An 18,829-nucleotide genomic window follows, 5' to 3' on the forward strand; every position below is an offset into this window, starting at 1 on the left:
AAAAAAGCGGCCGAAGCCGCTTGTCGAATGCGTGCGGCGTCTTAGGCTGCCTGTTCCTTCGTACGGGTGTAGCGCGACAGGATCGGAATCATCTGCGCGTATATCTTTGGATTGCCCGCGACAATCTCATGCTTGTGCAGGAAGTCCGAATCACCCGTGTAGTTGCCGACGAGGCCGCCAGCTTCCGTGATCAGCAGGCTGCCCGCTGCCATGTCCCATGCGCTGATGCCTTGCTCGAAGAAGCCGTCGAGGCGGCCTGCCGCGACGTTCGCCAGATCGAGCGCGGCCGCCCCCGGACGGCGCAGGCCCGCGCATGCTTTCGTCATTTCGGCGAAGAGCTGTGTGTACGGCTCGAGCGTGTCCTTTTCGCGGAACGGGAAGCCCGTGCCGATCAGGCCGTCGGCGAGACGGTCGCGGCGGCCGACGCGGATGCGCCGGTCGTTCAGATACGCGCCGCGGCCGCGTGACGCCGTGAAGAGATCGTTGCGCGTCGGGTCGTAGACGACGGCTTGCGTGACGATGCCCTTGTGCGCGAGCGCGATCGACACGCAGTAGTACTGGAAGCCGTGGATGAAGTTCGTGGTGCCGTCGAGGGGATCGATGATCCACTGGAATTCGGACTCGTTGCCCGATTCGCCGGATTCTTCGGCGAGGATCGAATGATCGGGGTAGGCGGTGGTCAGCGTTTCGATGATGGCCGCTTCCGACGCCTTGTCGACCTCCGTGACGAAATCGTTGTGCTGCTTCTTGCTGACCTGCACGAGGTCGAGATCGAGCGACGCGCGGTTGATGATCTGCCCGGCGCGGCGAGCGGCCTTGACAGCGATATTGAGCATGGGATGCATGAGTCCGATCCTTGTGCCGGACGCGCATGGCGGCTGTCCGGTGTTGAGCTGAAAATAAGCTGTAAATCACGCGAAACGGGCGCCTGGCAAGACAGGGTCAAAACCTGGACACACATTCCGTCGACGGAGACGAATTGAAGAAGAGCGATGCGCGGTGACGTGAGTGCCTTGTGAGGGGCGAGACGGCACGGCGCGGAATGTCAGGATTTTACCTGAGTTTTATCGGGCTTTTATCCCCACCTTGCTGATCTCAGGCGCAATGGCGCTGGCCTGGATCTGCGGCAGAAGGCGAAAGACAGGGCGAAAGGCGGGCCGTCAAACGTGCGACAAGCGCGGCACTGGCCAAACGGCAGATGGAAACGCGGCACCGCTTGGCGCTACCATTACTGTTTCCTTGCCATCCAATTCCTCATCGTGGTTCAAACGCCTTCGTCACCTCAATCCAGCACCGCTTCCGACAATGCGAACAGCATCGGCGGCGGATTTACGTCGACACGCTTCGTGCTCGTCGAGCCAAGTCATCCCGGCAACGTCGGCGCGGCGGCGCGCGCGCTGAAGACGATGGGATTCTCGCGGCTAGTGCTCGTTTCGCCGCGCTCGCCGGACGTGAAAAACAATCCGGATGCGATCGCGATGGCGAGCGGCGCGGACGACGTGCTTGCGTCCGCACATGTCGTGCCGACGCTCGCCGATGCGCTCTCGGGCGCGCAATGGTCGCTCGCGCTGACCGCGCGCGCCCGCGAGTACGGGCCGCCGCAGCTCGCGCCTCGCGCCGCCGCGACACAGGCCCGCGAGCATGCCGTGCACGGCGACATCGCGCTCGTGTTTGGCAACGAGCGCACAGGGCTGTCGAACGAAGACGTCGAGCGATGCAGCGCGCTCGCGCATATTCCGGCCAATCCCGCGTACAGCTCGCTGAATCTCGCGCAGGCCATCCAGGTGCTGTCGTATGAGCTTCGCATCGCATATCTGGTCGAAGATGAAACCACGGACCCGGCGTCCGGCAGCGCGGGTATGTTTGCCCCCAGCGACGAGATCGAGCGCATGTACGTACACCTGGAAAACGCGTTGATCGCTCTCGACTTTCTCGATCCCGGCAATCCGAAAAAACTGATGTCGCGGTTGCGGCGCCTTTTCGCGCGCTCGGGTCTCGAACGAGAAGAGGTCAATATCGTGCGGGGTATCGCGAAGCACATTCTGCTGAAGGCGAAGGGGCGCGACGGCGAGCAAGGGTGAGCGAGCGTGAGCAAGGGGCGGCAAGGGTGAGTGCCGGCCCTCGTGCGTTCCGTCTCGATACTGATCTTTGGCGCAGCGGTTTGCGCCAGCTTTCCCGTCGTGGCCGGCGGGCGGTCGCAGCAACGACGCAGGGCGGCGAAAGCGCCTGCTGACGTGCTTGAGCGGCCGATGCACTGACACTTTCGCTGCCGGTTCGGCCCGCGAAATCCCAGGCCTTATCGATCGTGCGGACTTCCGGCAGCTTCCGCGCATTCGCCATACAATGACCCGAAAACGTCATAAGCAAAGCGCTCCGTCTGCAATAGATGCGAATGGATGCAAACGGCAGCGCTCAATCCCTACGACACGACAGTCCACTGCCATGTTCACGAGACTCCGAGAAGACATTGCCACGATCCGCGAGCGCGATCCCGCCGCCCGCAGCGCCTGGGAAGTTCTCACATGCTATCCGGGCTTGCATGCGCTGATGTTCCATCGATTCGCGCATGCATGCTGGCGCGCGAAGCGCCGCTGGCTTGCGCGCTTCATATCGCAGTTCGGCCGCTTCATGACGGGCATCGAGATCCACCCGGGCGCGAAGGTTGGGCGACGCGTGTTCATCGATCACGGCATGGGCGTCGTGATCGGCGAGACGGCTGAAATCGGCGACGACTGCACGATCTATCAGGGCGTCACGCTCGGTGGCACGTCGCTCACGCGCGGCGCGAAGCGTCATCCGACGCTCGAGCGCGGCGTGATCGTCGGCGCGGGCGCGAAGGTGCTGGGCGGCTTCACGATCGGCGCGGACGCGAAGATCGGCTCAAACGCCGTCGTCGTGAAGCCCGTGCCGGCGGGCGGCACAGCCGTGGGCAATCCGGCGCGCGTGATCGTGCCCGCCACGGCGGCGACGGCTGTCCGTACGCCGGCCGCCGACGCGAAGGTTGCCGATGCCAAAGCGGCTCCCGCGCGCGCCGCTTTCTGCGCATACGGCATTACGCCGAACGCGGACGATCCCGTGTCGCTCGCGATCCACGGCCTGATCGATCATGCGGCGACGCAAACGCAGCGCATCGACGAAATCGTCGCCGCGCTCGAACGCCTCGGCGCGAGTCTCGAAGCGCTTCAGGGCGCCGATGCGGCGTTGGTGGATTTGCGGCGCCTGTCGGCGGTGATCCAGGGGAAGGTCGAGGAAGCGGCTCGCTGATCCAGCGCTCGTTGAAAGCGGGACTCAAAGGAACGCCGACGCAGGCGTGCCCGTCAGTTCCGCACGAAACGCAGCGTTGGCTCGAGTAACGGATAACGCATCGATCGGCCGGCCGCGCGCTGCTCGGCGCATTTCGCGTCGAACAGCATGAGAGGCCGCTACTTGTCCAGCCGCAGCGCCTTGATCCCTTCCGAATCGATACGCACGTAACCTCCACGGCGCTCGCCGTGATCGAGGTCCCAATCGGGCAGCACCCAGCGCATGCCGCCTTTTTCATGATGCAGCGCGGGCCGATGCGTGTGGCCATGAATGATCGTTGCCGTCTTCGTCTTCTTGAAGAGCGCGGCGATGCCCTCCGACGTCACGTCGTAACGCGGTGACACCGGACGCATGCGTCCCGATTCGCCCGTGCGGCGCATCTTTTCGGCCAACGCCTTGCGCCAGCGGTATGGCCACACCAGAAACAACCACTGCGCAAAATGATTGCGCGCGAAGCCGCGAAAGTGCTGATAGCGGCGGTCCGCAGTGCATTGCGCGTCGCCGTGCGTGAGCGCGATCTTCGTGCCGAATGCAGTGATGACGAACGGATCGGGCAGCCAGATCGCGCCCGCCGCTTTCATGAAGCGCTTGCCCAGCAGGAAGTCGCGGTTGCCGTGCATGATGTAGAGCGCGATGCCGCGCTCCGACAGCGTATGCATCAGCTTCGCCATGCGGGCGGGGAAGGGCTCGGCGAGCATGTCGTCGCCGATCCAGTATTCGAACAGATCGCCGAGGATGAAAACGGAATCTGCGTGCTCGGCCGTCACGTTGATGAAGTGCTCGAACGCGGCAACCGTGTGCGGGATCGCCTCGCTCAGGTGCAAGTCCGAGATGAAAAAAAACGGGCGCGCCGCGTGCGGGCGTTTGCCCTCGCCAGGCACGCCCGCAGCGACACTCCGCAGCGGCGTTTCTTGCAGCATGTGAAGTGTGCTTCTCTCAGTTGCTCAGCTCTTCAATGAGAAGTTGCTGACCGTTTGAGTAATCGTCTTACTCGACCACGACGGCCTTTTCGATGATCACGTCGTCGACGGGAACGTCCTGGTGAAAGCCCTTCGAACCCGTTTTCACCTTGCGGATAGCATCCACGACGTCGAGACCTTCGACGACCTTGCCGAACACCGCATAGCCCCAGCCTTGCGGCGTCGGCGACGAGTGGTTCAGGAAATCGTTGTCGTTGACGTTGATGAAGAACTGGGCCGTTGCTGAGTGCGGGTCGTTCGTGCGAGCCATCGCGATCGAACCCTTCACGTTCTTCAGGCCGTTGTTCGCTTCATTCGCGATCGGCGCGTTGGTCGGCTTTTGCTGCATGCCGGGCTCGAAGCCGCCGCCCTGGATCATGAAGCCGTCGATCACGCGGTGAAAAACCGTGTTGTCGTAGTGACCGGCCTTCACGTAGGCGAGGAAGTTCTCGACCGACTTCGGCGCCTTCTCGGCGTCCAGTTCCAGCTTGATGACGCCGTGGTTCGTGTGCAGTTCAACCATGATGTTTTCCTTTAGGTCTAAGTGAGTGGGGAGCGCGGTGCATGGCCAGTTGAGCGGCCAGCAGCCCGCGCCCGTGGCATGGTTAGTTCCGGTGTTGCGCGCGCATGCGGTGCGTGGTTCGACCCATGCATGTGGCTTGCGCATCACCCTGTTTGCAAATGCGTCGTCCGCTATCGGGCGCCTTTTCGTGACGTCCGGGCGGCTCCCGTTTCCGCCCGGACGTCATACTGCCTGTCAACGTGACTGCCGGCAGCGACCCGCCGGCAGTCACGTGCCAACCGTCATTTACCGACAATTGTCGCCGACTGGATCACGATCTGCTTTTGCGGCACATCGCCCATCGGGCCGCGCGAAGTCGTGGGCGTCGCTTCGATCTTCTTCACGACATCCATCCCCGATGTCACCTTGCCGAACACCGCATAGCCGTTGCCGTCCGGATTCGGATAGTCGAGGCCCGCGTTGTCGACCGTGTTGATGAAGAACTGCGCCGTCGCCGAATTCGGGTCGCTCGTGCGCGCCATCGCGATCGCACCCGTCATGTTCTTCAGCCCATTGCGGCTTTCGAGCGGGATCGGCGCGCGCGTCGGCTTTTCCGCGAAGCTCGTCGTATAGCCGCCGCCCTGGATCATGAAGCCGGGAATCACGCGATGAAAGATCGTCCCGTTATATTGACCGGATTTCACGTAGTCGAGGAAATTGGCGACCGTCTTCGGCGCTTTCTCAGGATACAACTCCACGCGGATATCGCCTTCCGACGTCTTCAAGAGAACGGACGGATGCGCAGCCTGTGCGCCGTTCTGCGCAAAAGCCGGTGCGTTTGCGATCAGGGCGGCGCTGCCAAGCGCCAACATCAACCATTTCATGTAAATCCTCGGGGTGAACTCAAGTGAGAAAAACGGCGGCTGACGCGCAGCCCGAAGGCATGCGCGAAAGCGCGCTCACTGCGATGGTGCGATGTACGGCGGAGTCGCAAGCGAACCGTTCGGGCCGCCGAACTGGAAGCCCGGCGTGTTGGTGATGTTCGACGTGGCCCGATTCGTGTAGTCGATGGTTTCGGTAGAGGGCGGCACGGTCTTTTTTGCAGCCGCCTTGCGCGGCGTCACGATCTTCTCGATATCGGCGATACGCTGGTTCGTCGTGCCGTTCCCGCTGCCCAGACTCTGTGCGCGTCGATAGGCCTGATCGGCCATGCGCAGATACAGATCGCCGAGATTTTCATACGCGAGGCCGTAGCCGGGGCTCGCCTTGACGGCTGTTTCGAGCGCGGCGCGCGCTTCCGTATAGCGGCCCTGCTTCGCGTAGAGCGCAGCGAGATTGTTGTACGGTTCGGGCAGTTCGGGATAGGTCTGCGTGAGTTCGGTGAAGGCGGCGATCGCTTCGTCGTCGCGGTTCAGGCGCGCAAGCACGGTGGCGCGCTTGAACTTCGCCTGGGCATCGCGCGGATTCGCGGCGATGCGCGCGTCGAGTTGCGCAAGGGCGGCCGTCCAGCTCTTCTGCTCGATGGACGCATCGGCGTCCGGCGTCACGTCGCGCACGGCCGCACCGTGTGGAATGGTCGAAGCCTTTTGGGCCAGAGCCGATGAAACGGGCAGGACCGTGAAGGCGAGGCCGCAGCAGACGGTGCCCGCCGCCGCGCTCAAAGCCGTCGCAAAAGTCGGGCGGAACGTGGCGCGAAACGCTGAACGGAGCGCCGTCGCGAAGAGGGGCTTGGCGCCTCGCGCGCGGCCGCTTGAGTGTTTCATAGGCTCAGGTCAGGATGTTATACTCCGACCCATTCTAACAAAAGGTCTGCGCGTTCCGTCGAGCCTCAGACTGTCTTTCGCCACTCGTGGTCGTCCCCGCCTTGACGTCAGCCTGATTCCGCACGCGGTGCGCGACATGCTGTCAGTCATGCCGCGCCGCCTGTGTTCGTGCATGTGGTTGCATGCCTGAATTGCACGAATGGGTTGCCTGCTTGTATCGGGCGCGGTATGAACGAACACCAAGCGGATTTCTTTCGGCCCACGCATCGTCTCTATGGAATCTCTGCGCATCTACAACACGCTCGCGCGTGACAAGCAAAATTTCGTGCCGCTTCATGAAGGCGAAGTGCGTATGTATGTCTGCGGGATGACGGTGTACGACTACTGTCACGTGGGCCATGCGCGGGTCATGGTGGTCTTCGACGTCGTGCAGCGCTGGCTGCGCACGCTCGGCTACAAGGTCACCTATGTGCAGAACATCACCGACATCGACGACAAGATCATTCGCCGCGCCGTCGAAAACGGCGAGACCATCAAGTCGCTGACCAATCGTTTCATCGCGGCGCTGCACGAAGACGCGGACGCGCTCGGCATCCAGCGTCCCGATCTCGAGCCGCGCGCGACGGATTTCATTCCGCAGATGCTCGGCATGATCGAGAAGCTGGAAGCGAACGGCTACGCGTACCAGGCCACCGACGGCGACGTGAACTACGCGGTGCGCAAGTTCGCGCAGTATGGCGCGCTGTCGGGCAAGTCGCTCGAAGACCTGCGCGCGGGCGAGCGCGTGGCCGCCAACGACGCAAAGCAGGATCCGCTCGACTTCGTGCTGTGGAAGCAGTCGAAGCCCGACGAGCCCGCCGACACCGGCTGGGATTCGAAGTACGGGCGCGGACGTCCCGGCTGGCACATCGAGTGCTCGGCGATGGGCTGCACGCTGCTCGGCGATCGTTTCGACATTCATGGCGGCGGACAGGACCTGCAGTTTCCGCACCACGAGAACGAGATCGCACAAAGCGAAGGCGCCACGGGGCAAACCTTCGTCAATTACTGGATGCACAACGGTTACGTGCAGATCGACAATGAGAAGATGTCGAAGTCGCTCGGCAACTTCTTCACGATCCGCGAAGTGCTCGCGAAATACGATGCCGAAGTCGTGCGCTTCTTCATTGTGCGTGCGCATTACCGCTCGCCGCTGAACTACAGCGACACGCATCTCGACGATGCGCGCAGCGCACTCACGCGTCTTTACACAGCGTTGAAGGACACGGCGCCGGAAGCGGGCGATGTCGACTGGAACGAAGCGTACGCTCAGCGTTTTCGCGCGGCGATGAACGACGACTTCAATACGCCTGTCGCCGTTTCCGTGCTGTTCGAACTGGCAAGCGAAGTGAACCGCACGCGCGATGCGGCGCTTGCACGGCAATTGCGGGGTCTTGCGCGCGTGCTCGGGTTGCTCGATCGCGAGCCGCGCGCGTATCTGCAGCAAGCGGCGGGGAGTGAAGGCGAGGGCGCGCCGGATGTGGCTGCGATCGAAGCGAAGATCGCCGCGCGCGTCGCCGCGAAGCAGGCAAAGGACTATGCCGAGGCAGACCGGATCCGCAAGGAATTGCTGGACGCCGGTATTGCGCTCGAAGACAAACCGGGCGGGTTGACCGAGTGGCGGCGCGTTTGAGCGCACCTCGTACTTCCCACTGATCGACTCGCCAGGCAGGAGGCAGGATGTCAACGGCCACGAAGACGGCGGCTAAACGGGCCACGTCTCAATCAAACGCGTCAGCAAAGGTAAAGGCAGTGCGTGCGCGAAGCGGCGTCGCCGCGAAGGGCGCAGCGAAGGTGGCAACGAAATCGGCATCGGCGAAAGGCCTGAAGGCTGGTCAACATGCCGCGCGTAAAAAGAGCACGGCGACGGGCACGGCGAATTCGCAGGGCGCGCTTGCGAAGCAGCCATCTGCCAGGCGGCTGCCCAACGGAGCGGACCTCCCCGAGTCAAACGCCGCCAGGCCGCCGCGCGCGCGCGCCGCGCAGGTCAAGGGCAACGGCTCGTTGCCGCCCGAGCTCGCGGGCGATCTGCAGGAACTCGCGCACGAAAGCCACGATGGCGAAACGTCGCGAAAGTCGCGCGCTGCGTCGTCGGCGGATGGCGAGGCTGCTGCGGCGCAAAGCGATGCAACGGCCTCGGCGATCACGCGTCCCGCGTACTGGGACAAGGCGTGCGCCGACCTCGTGAAGCGCGACCGTATTCTCAAGAAGCTGATTCCGAAGTTCGGCCCCGTTCATCTGTCGAGCCGCGCCGATCCGTTCGTCACGCTCGCGCGCTCGGTGGTTGGCCAGCAGATTTCCGTCGCCTCGGCGCAGGCGATGTGGCAGCGCATCGTCGCGGCATGTCCGAAGCTCGTGCCGCAGCAGATCATCAAGCTTGGCCAGGAGAATCTGACGGGTTGTGGCGTGTCCAAGCGCAAGGCCGAATACATCCTCGATCTCGCGCATCACTTCGTATCGGGCGCGCTGCATGTCGGCAAGTGGACGTCGATGGAAGACGAGGACGTGATCGCCGAGCTCACGCAAATCCGCGGCATCAGTCGCTGGACGGCCGAGATGTTCCTGATTTTCGACTTGTCGCGTCCGGACGTGCTGCCGCTCGACGATCCGAATCTCATTCACGCGATCAGTCACAACTATTTCAGCGGGGAGCCGGTGACGCGCAGCGAAGCGCGCGAAGTCGCCGCGAACTGGGAGCCGTGGCGTACCGTCGCGACGTGGTACATGTGGCGCAGTCTCGATCCGGCGCCCGCCGGCAGTTGACGGAATAAGTGATTTCCGATTCGAGCTATTGATTTGATAAAATCAATAGTTTTGAGACGGTTTTGACGTGGCCGCGCGCGGTTAGAATACGCGCTGCCGGTAAGTCCAAGGATTAAAAACCAATGAAGACCACCTTTCTGGATTTCGAGCAGCCGATCGCCGAGCTCGAAGCGAAAATCGAAGAATTGCGCTTCGTGCAGGACGATTCGGCCGTCGATATTTCGGAAGAGATCGAGCGGCTGTCGAAGAAGAGCCAGCAACTCACGAAGGATCTGTATACGAACCTGACGCCGTGGCAGGTTTCGCAAATCGCACGTCATCCGCAGCGTCCGTACACGCTGGATTACGTCAACGAGCTGTTCACCGATTTCCACGAACTGCATGGCGACCGGTCGTATGCGGACGACCTGTCGATCGTCGGAGGTCTCGCGCGTTTCAACGGCCAGCCGTGCATGGTGATCGGCCATCAGAAAGGCCGCGACACGAAGGAACGCGCGCTGCGCAACTTCGGCATGCCGCGTCCCGAAGGCTATCGGAAGGCCGAGCGCCTGATGCGTCTCGCCGAGAAGTTCGGCCTGCCGCTGTTCACGTTCATCGACACGCCGGGCGCGTACCCGGGCATCGGCGCGGAAGAGCGCGGCCAGTCGGAAGCGATCGGCCGCAACCTGTACGTGATGGCCGAACTGAAGACGCCGATCATCTCGACGATCATCGGCGAAGGCGGGTCGGGCGGCGCGCTGGCTGTCGCCGTCGCCGACAGCGTGCTGATGCTGCAGTTCTCCACTTACTCGGTGATTTCGCCGGAAGGCTGCGCGTCGATTCTGTGGAAGAGCGCGGCGAAGGCGCCTGAAGCGGCTGAAGCGCTGGGCCTGACGGCGCATCGTCTGAAAGCGCTGGGCCTGATCGACAAGATCGTCAACGAGCCGCTCGGCGGCGCGCATCGCGATCCGAAGGGCATGGCCGCGCTGCTGCGCCGCGCGCTCGCCGACTCGCTGCGCCAGTTCCAGGGCATGAGCACGAGCGATCTGCGTCAACGCCGTTTCGAGCGCCTGATGGCCTACGGCAAGTTCAAGGAAACGACGCCGGGCGCCTAAGCGCGCTTGCGTCCCATCCGAAGGCGCCGCGCGCGCCGTCACACCGTGATTCCCTCAGCTGACACATCCGCCGACCGCCTCGTTATCGACGCGGTCGGCGTGTCGTTTGCGGCCTTGCCCGATAACGCGCGCGTCGCGATCGCCTACAGCGGCGGCGTCGATTCGACGGTGCTGCTCGATGCGGCCGTGCGGGTCGGCGGCGCGGCGCGCTGCATCGCTTTTCATGTCCATCACGGTCTGAGTCCGAACGCCGACGATTGGCTCGCGCATTGCGAGGCGTTTGCGCGCGAGCGGGGTGTCGAGTTTGCGTCGCTGCGTGTCGACGTGCAGCGCGCGGCGGGCATGAGCATCGAAGCGGTGGCGCGCGATGCGCGTTATCGCGCGCTCGATGCGTTGTGCGCGCAGCATCGCGTGGATGTGCTGTGGCTTGCGCAGCACGCGGACGATCAGGCGGAGACCGTGCTGCTCCAGCTGTTGCGCGGAGCAGGGCTTGCGGGGCTCGCGGCGATGGCGCCGGAGCGTTTGCCTTCGGGTGCGTCGGTGACGCGCGCGCGTCCTCTGCTGCATCTGCTGCGCGCGCAGCTCGAGCGTTACGCGCGCGCGCGCAATTTGCGCTGGATTGACGACGAGTCGAACGCCGACACGCGCTATGCGCGCAACGCGTTGCGTCACAATGTGCTGCCCGCGCTTGCCGTGCACTTCCCGGGCTTTCGCGATGCGCTCGCGCGCACGGCTGCGCACGCGGCGTCGGCGCAGCGTCTGCTCGACGAGCTCGCGCGCATCGATTTGCAAGCGGTGCGCAGCGACGAAGAAGGGACGCTTTCGCGCGATGCGCTTCTCGCGCTCGACGACGAACGTGCCGCGAACGTGCTGCGTTACTGGATGCGCACGCTCGGTTTTCCGGCTGCATCGACGGCGCGTCTGACGGATGCGCTGCGCCAGTTGCGCGAGATCGGCGATGCGCACAGCCTGCGCGTCGATCACGCGGGCCACGCGTTGCGCAGCTATCGCGGGCGAATTTACTGGGAAGCGGGTGACAGCGCCGATCCCGCCGACGAAACCGCGCTCGTCGAGCGCGCCGAGAGCGTGCTGAGCTGGCAAGGCGAAAGCGTGTGGCGCCTGCCGCAATGGCGCGGTACGTTCGTTTTCGGCGACGTCGCCGCCGACGATGCCGATGCGATTCCCGTCGCTGCACTCATGCGCGCGCCGCTCGTCGCGCGCTCGCGCAAGGGCGGCGAACGGATGCGCTGCGCGGCGAACGGCCCGAGCCGCACGCTGAAGAATCTCTTCCAGGAGCGCGGCGTGCCGTCATGGAAGCGTGACGTGCCGCTGGTTTTCGTCGGCGATGTGCTGCTGTTCGTGCCGCTGATCGGCGTGAACCGCGCGGCGTTCGACGAAGCCGGGCAGCAGGCGAACGTGCCGGGCGCGCGCTTCGTCCGGATCGAATGGCGCGAGGATCTGACGCTCGCCTAGTGCGCGAGCCCAACGCGGCGGTTCCAGGTTGCGCATATGGTGTGCGTGGCGCGCTCACGCGACCAACGACAGGACGGTCATGGTCATCGACGTGGCCACGCGCATGCAAGATTGACCGCAAATCCTTGTCCGACAAGCATTTGCAAAGGCTTTTGCCGGGATTTTGGCTTGTCTTTTTAGCCCTGATCGGGTAGTGTAACTTGTTTGCCCGACTCGCTTTTTGTCGCGTTTCCCGGCTGTTCTTATGCGAATGCCCGGGCGCGCTCCAAGCCGTTAGCCACCCCGTTAGCGTCCGTCAGTCCTGTCGATCGACAGGGTTTCAGGGCAAATCCCGCGTGTACCGTACGCGCGCTGCATCTGTGCCGCCACACTCCGCCGTCGTTCCCGAACGTTGTGCCCTGTGCTTATTGTGCGGCCGTCTCCAGCGCGCGGGGCGCGCCGGTTCGCGTAGCTCCAGTTTCTCCTTCAGTTCAGAACGACAATGGCACTCATCGTACACAAATACGGCGGCACATCGATGGGCTCGGTCGAGCGCATCAAGAACGTCGCGAAGCGCGTCGCGAAATGGCACAAGGCAGGCCACAAGATGGTCGTCGTGCCCTCGGCGATGTCCGGCGAAACGAACCGCCTGCTGGGCCTCGCGAAAGAGATTTCGCCGCAGCCGAGCCCGCGCGAACTCGACATGATCGCGTCGACGGGCGAACAGGTCAGCGTCGGCCTGCTGTCCATCGCGCTGCATGACGCAGGCGTCGACGCCGTCAGCTACACCGGCTGGCAAGTGCCCGTCAAAACGGATAGCGCGTTCACGAAAGCGCGCATCAACGACATCGACGGCGAGCGTGTGTTGCGCGATCTCAACGAAGGCAAGGTCGTCGTCATCACCGGTTTCCAGGGCATCGACCCGGAAGGCCACATCACGACGCTCGGCCGCGGCGGCTCGGACACGTCGGCGGTCGCGGTGGCCGCGGCGCTGAAAGCGGATGAATGCCTGATCTACACGGACGTCGACGGCGTCTACACGACGGACCCGCGCGTGGTCGAAGAAGCGCGGCGTCTCGACCGCGTGACGTTCGAAGAGATGCTGGAAATGGCCAGCCTCGGTTCGAAGGTGCTGCAGATCCGCTCGGTCGAATTCGCCGGCAAATATCAGGTCAAGACGCGTGTGCTGTCCAGCCTGACCGATCCGCTGATGTCGCTCGACGACGAAATGAAGTCGGGCACTCTGATTACTTTTGAAGAAGACGAAACCATGGAAAAAGCAGTCATCTCGGGAATCGCGTTTCAGCGTGACGAAGCCCGTATCGCCGTGATGGGTGTGCCCGACAAGCCGGGCATCGCATACCAGATCCTCGGCCCCGTCGCCGACGCGAATATCGATGTCGACATGATCATTCAGAACCAGAGCGTCGAGGGCAAGACGGCGTTCACGTTCACGGTCGGTCGCGGCGACTATCAGCGCGCAATGGACATCCTCACGAACCAGGTGAAGGGCCACGTGAGCGCGGAACAGGTACTCGGCGATCCGAAGGTGTCGAAGGTATCGGTGGTCGGCGTCGGCATGCGCTCGCACGTGGGCATCGCAAGCAAGATGTTCCGCACGCTGTCGGAAGAGGGCATCAACATCCAGATGATCTCCACGTCGGAGATCAAGATCTCGGTGCTGATCGACGAGAAGTACATGGAGCTCGCCGTGCGCGCGCTGCATAAGGCGTTCGAACTCGATCAGGCGTGATGCGCTGGCCGATGTCCGTGTGGTCGGCGTACATCGGCAACGGCATTGGCGTAAAGGTTATTGGAAATAACGCGGCGCAGTGTGCGAGGATCGGAGAAGGGTCGTCGAATTGACGCTTCTGGCACAAAAAGTGTGAAGTAGAAATTGACCCCGGCCCGCGAACCCGCTATTATCTTGGCTTCGTCGCGCTGCCTCCCTGGCGCGAGCGAAGATTTGGGAGACGTGGCCGAGAGGTCGAAGGCACTCCCCTGCTAAGGGAGCATCTGGGCCAAAACCTGGATCGAGGGTTCGAATCCCTCCGTCTCCGCCAGAAATGGCGGTGGAACCCCGTAGAGCCGCGGCTCTGCGGGGTTTTTGTTTTTTGCGCGCGTTTTTCCGTGGATATTCGGTGCTGCGGTTTGCGTGTGGCGCTGACGCCGTCGCGCGTCGCAACTATTCAAGCGGCTGCGCATCAACGCGGCTCAACTTTGCATCGATACGTCCGTAAACATCGGTGCGGGTGCAGTGTCTTTTCTGGCGAACCGCTCTTTACCTGGGATAACCAAACGAACGTCCTATGCGGTTTGCAAATCGAATGCCGAGACGGCGAAATTTGCGCGCACGCGACAATGAAAAACGGGCGTGCATGTGACCAAAACCTGTCGCGTGTAACTGCAGATTACGACGCGCTTTGCAATGCGATGTTATGCATCAGTTATTACAAAGTTGAAATACGCATTCAGCGTTGCTTTGTTATATTCGAATCAAGCAGTCGATAAACACAAACAACTCCGCAAAAAAGGTGAAACCATGAAGTCCATGCGTGTTATCCCGTTGATCGCTGGCGTGCTGGCGATTGGCGCGTCGAGTGCGGCGATGGCTGGGGGACTGAACGTCGGTGTGAACATCGGTATTCCCGCTCCCGTTTACGTCGCGCCGGCGCCCGTTTATGCGCCGCCGCCGCCCCCGCCGCCGCCTGTCATCTATCAGCCGGCGCCCGTCGTCGCTGCGCCTGCCGTCGTGATCGGCTGGCACGGCGACCACTACTGGGATGGCCGCCGTTACTGGGGTCGTGACGAATGGTATCGCCATCACGGCGGTGGCTATGGCCATGATCATGGCCACTGGGACAACGGCCGTCACAACGGCTGGCATTGATCCCGGCGCTGAACTGTCCGCGCCAACAAAAAACCGCCCCAATGGGGCGGTTTTTTATTCTGTTGCGCGAGCAACGAGGAGACATCGACGCGTGCCGCAAGCGCACGCCTCAGACCATCATCACTCGCCGACAGCAGCCATTCCGCCGACCACGGCGCTGAAGCCGCTGTCGACGTGCATAATTTCAGCCGTCACGCCGGCGGCGAGATCGGACATCAGGAACGCCGCCGCATTGCCGACCTGTTCGATCGTGACGTTGCGCTTGAGCGGCGCGTTGCCTTCGACGAAATCGAGAATCTTGCCGAAGCCCTTGATGCCGCTTGCCGCGAGCGTCTTGATCGGGCCAGCCGAAATGCCGTTGACGCGAATGCCCTTCGCGCCCAGCGACACGGCCAGATAGCGCACGCTCGCTTCGAGCGACGCCTTCGCGAGACCCATCGTGTTGTAGTTCGGGATCGCCTTTTCCGCGCCGAGGTACGACAGCGTGAGCAGTGCCGCGTCGTTCGACAGCATCGGCAGTGCGGCCTTCGCGAGAGCAGGGAAGCTGTACGCGGAAATATCGTGCGCGACGCGGAAATTTTCGCGCGTCATGCCGTCGAGGAAGTCGCCCGCGATCGCTTCGCGCGGCGCGAAGCCAATCGAATGAACGAGGCCGTCGAGACTGTCCCACTGCTCTTTCAACGACGCGAATAGTGCATCGATTTGCGCATCGTCGGCGACGTCGCACGGGAACACGAGGTTGCTGTCGAATTCGTTCGCGAACTCGGTGATACGGTCCTTGAAGCGGTCGCCGACATACGTGAACGCCAGTTCAGCGCCTTCGCGCTTGCAGGCCTGCGCGATACCGTATGCAATCGAACGGTTCGACAGGAGGCCCGTCAGCAAGATTCGTTTACCAGCGAGGAAGCCCATGAATTCTCCTAATGAGGTCAGCGCGCCGCGATGACAGCGTGCGGGAACGCGCAGGATTTTGGGTAGAATTCTCTCACATTGCAACCGCCCACCGACCAATAAGGCACTCATGACGACAGGCACGCGACGGGTTGAAGCGCCGCGCTCGATATGGCGCACCATGATTCGTCTCGTGTCGCGCGCCCGTTGCGGGACGACGCCGCGCGCCGTGCTTGCCTTATGCGCGGGTTCGCTGATTGCCGCGTCGCCTTTGGGCACATCGCATGCGCAGGCCGCGTACGCAATCGCGCAATACGGCAACCCGAAGTATCCGCCCGACTTCAAGCACTTCGATTACGTCAACCCCGACGCGCCGCGCGGCGGCACGCTCGTGCTAGCGAATCCCGACCGCTCGACGAGCTTCGACAAGTTCAATCCGTTCACGTTGCGCGGTAATGCGGCGCCCGGCATCGGGTTGCTGTTCGAAAGCCTGACGACGGGCAGCGCCGACGAAGTCGCGTCCGCCTACGGCCTGCTTGCCGACGACATCAACGTCGCGCCCGACGGTCTGTCGACGACTTTCCACCTCAACCCGCATGCGCGTTTTTCGAACGGCGATCCCGTCATCGCCGAGGACGTGAAGTTCTCGTTCGATACGTTGAAGAGCCCGCAGGCCGCGCCGCAATTCGCTGCGTATTTCGTGGACATCACGCGTGTCGTGATCGTCGATCCGGCGACGGTGCGCTTCGAGTTCAAGCAGCGCGACCGCGAGTTGCCGCTGCTCGCGGGCGGCATGCCCGTGTTCTCGCACAAGTGGGGTGTGAAGCCGGACGGCAGCCGCACGCCATTCGATCAGCTCGCATTCGAAAAGCCGATCGGCAGCGGTCCGTATCTGATCGAGAGCTACGACAACGGCCGCACGATCACGTACAGGCGCGACCCGAACTACTGGGGCGAAAAGCTGCCCGTGCGCGTCGGCACGTATAACTTTGAGCGCATCAACTACAAGCTGTACTCGGATGCAACCGCGCGCCTCGAAGCGTTCAAGGCGGGCGAGTACGACGCGCTCGTCGAGAACATTGCGCGCAACTGGGTGCGGCGCGACGTGGGCAAGAAGTTCGACAGCGGCGAGCTGATCAAGCGCGAATTTCCGCATCACAACGGCACGGGGATGCAGGGCTTCATCCTCAACCAGCGCCGGCCGATTTTCTCCGACGTGCGCGTGCGCAAGGCGCTCGATCTCGCGCTGGATTTTCAATGGCTCGACCGGCAGCTGTTCTACAACCAGTACAAGCGGATCGACAGTTTCTTCGTCAATACCGATTTGCAGGCGAAGGGCTTGCCGTCGCCAGGGGAACTGAAGCTGCTCGATCCGTGGCGAGCGCAGTTGTATCCGTCCGTGTTCGGCGTGCCGCCGAAGCAACCGGACACGGACCCGCCGGGCTCGCTGCGCGCGAATCTGCTCGAAGCGCGCGCGCTGCTCGCGCAAGCGGGCTGGACCTATCGCGACGGCGCGCTGCGCAACGCGAAGGGCGAGCCGTTCGTGTTCGAGATACTCGACGATTCGGGTTCGTCGGCGGCGTTCGAGCCCGTGATCGCGCCGTATGTGCGCAACCTGCAGAAGCTCGGGATCGAGGCGCGCTTTCGCGTGACGGACTTCGCGGTGTATCAGAAGCGTCTCGATGCGTTCGACTTCGACGTGACGACGATCCGCTTTCCCGATGTGCAGGTGCCGGGCGCGGACATGATCGACCGCTTCGGCAGCAAGGCCGCCGGCGAGCCGGGCTCGGGCAATCTGATCGGGCTGAAGTCCCCCGCCGTCGATGCGATCCTGCGCGCGCTCGTCGCCGCGCAGACGCGCGAGCAACTGGTCGATGCCGTGCATGCGCTCGATCGCGTGCTGATCAACGGCTACTACATCGTCCCGCACTGGTACAGCGCGACGCATCGCGTGGCGTTCAAGCGCGGGCTCGCGTGGCCGAAGACCTTGCCGCTGTACTATACGGCGGACGCCTGGATCACTTCGATGTGGTGGTTCGCGCAGCCGCAGTGATCGCGCCTCGCACATTCGCATCACGCCTTCTTGATCAACGCGCCGTTCACTTCCGATCGACGCCTAACGGACCGCCGCCATGTGGAGCTATATCCTCAAACGTCTGCTGCTGATGATCCCGACGTTGATCGGCGTGCTGACGCTGACCTTCGCAGTGATCCAGTTCGTGCCGGGCGGTCCCGTCGAACAGGCGGTGCATGAACTGCGCCGCAATACGGCCGAAGGCGGCGCGCCGTTCGGCCTGCGTGCGCATAGCGGCGTCGACGCGCAACAGGTCGCGCAACTCAAGGCGCTCTACGGTTTCGACAAGCCGCCGCTCGAGCGCTACTGGCTGATGCTCAAGCGTTTCTCGCACTTCGACCTCGGGCAGAGCTATTTCCGCCATCAGAGCGTGTGGTCGCTGATCGTCTCGAAGCTGCCCGTGTCGATCAGCATCGGGCTGTGGACGTTCTTCCTCACATATCTGATTTCCGTGCCGCTCGGCATCGCGAAAGCGGTGCGCAACGGCTCGCGCTTCGATATGGCGACGAGTCTCGTCGTGCTGATCGGCTATGCGATTCCTGGCTTCGTGCTCGGCGTGCTGCTGCTCGTGCTGTTCGGCGGCGGTACGTTTTTGCAGCTTTTTCCGCTGCGCAATCTGACCTCCGACAACTGGGACCAGCTGAGTTTCTTCGGCAAGATAATCGACTATCTGTGGCACATCACCTTGCCGATCGTCGCGTCGGTCGTCGGCAGTTTTGCCGTCGTCACGATGCTCACGAAAAACGCCTTCCTCGACGAGATCCGCAAGCAATACGTGCTGACGGCGCGCGCGAAAGGTCTTACCGAGCGGCGCGTGTTGTGGAAGCACGTGTTTCGCAACGCGCTGTTGCCGCTGATCGTCGGTTTTCCGGCGGCGTTCATCGGCGCTTTTTTCACGGGCAGTCTGCTGATCGAAACGCTGTTCTCGCTCGACGGTCTCGGACTGCTGTCGTATGAATCGGTGGTGCGGCGCGATTATCCCGTCGTGCTCGGCACGCTGTATCTCTTCACGCTGATCGGGCTCGCGACGAAGCTCATCTCCGACCTCTGCTACGTATGGGTCGATCCACGCATTCAATTCGAACAACTGGAGCGCTGA

At 62.9% G+C, this 18,829-nt stretch carries 16 protein-coding genes and 1 tRNA gene; 11 read left to right on the forward strand and 6 right to left on the reverse strand.

The genetic code is table 11. From position 1 onward, the window contains the following. Positions 1 to 41 precede the first annotated feature (41 nt). A complete protein-coding gene (locus AABE10_RS28880) occupies positions 42 to 845 on the reverse strand; it encodes an inositol monophosphatase family protein (RefSeq protein WP_342936617.1) in 804 nt (267 codons plus the stop codon). Between the two features lie 414 nt (positions 846 to 1,259). Here AABE10_RS28880 and AABE10_RS28885 point away from each other — a divergent pair, with 414 nt between their 5' ends. Both AABE10_RS28885 and cysE read left to right on the forward strand, forming a co-directional pair. Then, positions 1,260 to 2,081: an RNA methyltransferase gene (locus AABE10_RS28885; protein ID WP_342936618.1), complete on the forward strand. Its 822-nt coding sequence runs from the start codon at positions 1,260 to 1,262 to the stop codon at positions 2,079 to 2,081. A 361-nt stretch (positions 2,082 to 2,442) separates the two neighbouring features. Further along, on the forward strand, positions 2,443 to 3,264 hold the full coding sequence (gene cysE / locus AABE10_RS28890) for a serine O-acetyltransferase (protein ID WP_342936619.1): 822 nt from the start codon (positions 2,443 to 2,445) through the stop codon (positions 3,262 to 3,264). Between the two features lie 158 nt (positions 3,265 to 3,422). On the opposite strand, the gene AABE10_RS28895 is transcribed toward cysE, so the two are convergent. The 4 genes from AABE10_RS28895 to AABE10_RS28910 all read right to left on the reverse strand — a co-directional run bounded on the left by AABE10_RS28895 (position 3,423) and on the right by AABE10_RS28910 (position 6,527). Beyond that, positions 3,423 to 4,223, reverse strand: coding sequence for a UDP-2,3-diacylglucosamine diphosphatase (locus AABE10_RS28895; protein ID WP_342936620.1), 801 nt, complete (start codon positions 4,221 to 4,223; stop codon positions 3,423 to 3,425). A 67-nt stretch (positions 4,224 to 4,290) separates the two neighbouring features. Further along, on the reverse strand, positions 4,291 to 4,785 hold the full coding sequence (locus AABE10_RS28900) for a peptidylprolyl isomerase (protein WP_012400789.1): 495 nt from the start codon (positions 4,783 to 4,785) through the stop codon (positions 4,291 to 4,293). A 281-nt stretch (positions 4,786 to 5,066) separates the two neighbouring features. Beyond that, on the reverse strand, positions 5,067 to 5,648 hold the full coding sequence (locus tag AABE10_RS28905; RefSeq protein WP_342936621.1) for a peptidylprolyl isomerase: 582 nt from the start codon (positions 5,646 to 5,648) through the stop codon (positions 5,067 to 5,069). Positions 5,649 to 5,723: 75 nt separating this feature from the next. Further along, the gene (locus tag AABE10_RS28910) at positions 5,724 to 6,527 is read right to left on the reverse strand and encodes a tetratricopeptide repeat protein (RefSeq protein WP_342936622.1); all 804 of its coding nucleotides are present in this window, start codon (positions 6,525 to 6,527) and stop codon (positions 5,724 to 5,726) included. Positions 6,528 to 6,801: 274 nt separating this feature from the next. Here AABE10_RS28910 and cysS point away from each other — a divergent pair, with 274 nt between their 5' ends. The 7 genes from cysS to AABE10_RS28945 all read left to right on the forward strand — a co-directional run bounded on the left by cysS (position 6,802) and on the right by AABE10_RS28945 (position 14,765). Beyond that, positions 6,802 to 8,199: a cysteine--tRNA ligase gene (gene cysS / locus AABE10_RS28915; RefSeq protein ID WP_342936623.1), complete on the forward strand. Its 1,398-nt coding sequence runs from the start codon at positions 6,802 to 6,804 to the stop codon at positions 8,197 to 8,199. A gap of 47 nt (positions 8,200 to 8,246) precedes the next feature. After that, positions 8,247 to 9,329 (forward strand): DNA-3-methyladenine glycosylase, encoded by a 1,083-nt coding sequence (locus tag AABE10_RS28920; protein ID WP_342936624.1) that lies wholly within the window; start codon positions 8,247 to 8,249, stop codon positions 9,327 to 9,329. A 122-nt stretch (positions 9,330 to 9,451) separates the two neighbouring features. Beyond that, the gene (locus AABE10_RS28925; protein ID WP_342936625.1) at positions 9,452 to 10,423 is read left to right on the forward strand and encodes an acetyl-CoA carboxylase carboxyltransferase subunit alpha; all 972 of its coding nucleotides are present in this window, start codon (positions 9,452 to 9,454) and stop codon (positions 10,421 to 10,423) included. A gap of 45 nt (positions 10,424 to 10,468) precedes the next feature. After that, the gene (tilS, locus tag AABE10_RS28930) at positions 10,469 to 11,896 is read left to right on the forward strand and encodes a tRNA lysidine(34) synthetase TilS (RefSeq protein ID WP_342936626.1); all 1,428 of its coding nucleotides are present in this window, start codon (positions 10,469 to 10,471) and stop codon (positions 11,894 to 11,896) included. A gap of 481 nt (positions 11,897 to 12,377) precedes the next feature. Beyond that, positions 12,378 to 13,628, forward strand: coding sequence for an aspartate kinase (locus tag AABE10_RS28935; RefSeq protein ID WP_342936627.1), 1,251 nt, complete (start codon positions 12,378 to 12,380; stop codon positions 13,626 to 13,628). A gap of 216 nt (positions 13,629 to 13,844) precedes the next feature. Beyond that, positions 13,845 to 13,938: transfer RNA gene (locus tag AABE10_RS28940), tRNA-Ser, on the forward strand. A gap of 479 nt (positions 13,939 to 14,417) precedes the next feature. Beyond that, entirely contained in the window at positions 14,418 to 14,765 is a 348-nt protein-coding gene (locus AABE10_RS28945) for a hypothetical protein (RefSeq protein WP_342936628.1), read from the forward strand. A gap of 120 nt (positions 14,766 to 14,885) precedes the next feature. Here AABE10_RS28945 and fabI read toward each other — a convergent pair whose 3' ends face one another. Beyond that, on the reverse strand, positions 14,886 to 15,677 hold the full coding sequence (fabI, locus tag AABE10_RS28950) for an enoyl-ACP reductase FabI (RefSeq protein WP_342936629.1): 792 nt from the start codon (positions 15,675 to 15,677) through the stop codon (positions 14,886 to 14,888). Between the two features lie 109 nt (positions 15,678 to 15,786). Between fabI and AABE10_RS28955 the strand changes: the two genes are divergently transcribed. Beyond that, a complete protein-coding gene (locus tag AABE10_RS28955; RefSeq protein ID WP_342936630.1) occupies positions 15,787 to 17,709 on the forward strand; it encodes an extracellular solute-binding protein in 1,923 nt (640 codons plus the stop codon). A 79-nt stretch (positions 17,710 to 17,788) separates the two neighbouring features. Then, entirely contained in the window at positions 17,789 to 18,829 is a 1,041-nt protein-coding gene (locus AABE10_RS28960; RefSeq protein WP_342936631.1) for a microcin C ABC transporter permease YejB, read from the forward strand.

This window comes from Paraburkholderia diazotrophica (assembly GCF_038900755.1).
Classification (GTDB): domain Bacteria; phylum Pseudomonadota; class Gammaproteobacteria; order Burkholderiales; family Burkholderiaceae; genus Paraburkholderia; species Paraburkholderia diazotrophica_A.

What these genes read in the sequence shown, in the direction of transcription:
- AABE10_RS28955 (WP_342936630.1), top strand. Translation starts at nt 15,787, where the DNA reads ATGACGACAGGCACGCGACGGGTTGAAGCGCCGCGCTCGATATGGCGC.
- AABE10_RS28900 (WP_012400789.1), bottom strand. Translation starts at nt 4,785, where the DNA reads ATGGTTGAACTGCACACGAACCACGGCGTCATCAAGCTGGAACTGGAC.
- AABE10_RS28910 (WP_342936622.1), bottom strand. Translation starts at nt 6,527, where the DNA reads ATGAAACACTCAAGCGGCCGCGCGCGAGGCGCCAAGCCCCTCTTCGCG.
- AABE10_RS28925 (WP_342936625.1), top strand. Translation starts at nt 9,452, where the DNA reads ATGAAGACCACCTTTCTGGATTTCGAGCAGCCGATCGCCGAGCTCGAA.
- cysE (WP_342936619.1), top strand. Translation starts at nt 2,443, where the DNA reads ATGTTCACGAGACTCCGAGAAGACATTGCCACGATCCGCGAGCGCGAT.
- AABE10_RS28905 (WP_342936621.1), bottom strand. Translation starts at nt 5,648, where the DNA reads ATGAAATGGTTGATGTTGGCGCTTGGCAGCGCCGCCCTGATCGCAAAC.
- AABE10_RS28935 (WP_342936627.1), top strand. Translation starts at nt 12,378, where the DNA reads ATGGCACTCATCGTACACAAATACGGCGGCACATCGATGGGCTCGGTC.
- fabI (WP_342936629.1), bottom strand. Translation starts at nt 15,677, where the DNA reads ATGGGCTTCCTCGCTGGTAAACGAATCTTGCTGACGGGCCTCCTGTCG.
- AABE10_RS28895 (WP_342936620.1), bottom strand. Translation starts at nt 4,223, where the DNA reads ATGCTGCAAGAAACGCCGCTGCGGAGTGTCGCTGCGGGCGTGCCTGGC.
- AABE10_RS28920 (WP_342936624.1), top strand. Translation starts at nt 8,247, where the DNA reads ATGTCAACGGCCACGAAGACGGCGGCTAAACGGGCCACGTCTCAATCA.
- AABE10_RS28960 (WP_342936631.1), top strand. Translation starts at nt 17,789, where the DNA reads ATGTGGAGCTATATCCTCAAACGTCTGCTGCTGATGATCCCGACGTTG.
- AABE10_RS28880 (WP_342936617.1), bottom strand. Translation starts at nt 845, where the DNA reads ATGCATCCCATGCTCAATATCGCTGTCAAGGCCGCTCGCCGCGCCGGG.
- cysS (WP_342936623.1), top strand. Translation starts at nt 6,802, where the DNA reads ATGGAATCTCTGCGCATCTACAACACGCTCGCGCGTGACAAGCAAAAT.
- AABE10_RS28945 (WP_342936628.1), top strand. Translation starts at nt 14,418, where the DNA reads ATGAAGTCCATGCGTGTTATCCCGTTGATCGCTGGCGTGCTGGCGATT.